This window comes from Tenacibaculum sp. L6, assembly GCF_028823685.1.
Lineage (GTDB): Bacteria > Bacteroidota > Bacteroidia > Flavobacteriales > Flavobacteriaceae > Polaribacter.
On the sequence record NZ_JAPEHZ010000224.1, the window covers coordinates 1 to 249 of the forward strand.

The window sequence follows — 249 nt, forward strand, 5'->3', positions numbered from 1 at the left end:
TGAGGAATTTCAAAACTTAATCTATTATCATCATAAGACATAACTTCACCTACATAGATAAGATGGTTAGCACCTCTAATAATATTCATTTTATTACTTCTTTTCATTAAGTAACTTTTACCTTCAGCCCATAGTTCTATTCTAGTTTGTAAGTATACTTCATTTTCTAACTCGCTAGGTGTAAGAGCATCAATGTAAGAAGCATCATCTACTCGCTCAGAGACTACTGTTTTTAATGCTGTAGCAGCA

Annotated in this window: 1 pseudogene; it reads right to left on the bottom strand. The window is 32.1% G+C overall.

Annotated elements, in window-relative coordinates:
• Window positions 1–249 (bottom strand): annotated as a pseudogene (locus tag OU788_RS12810) (RagB/SusD family nutrient uptake outer membrane protein); the annotation flags it as partial.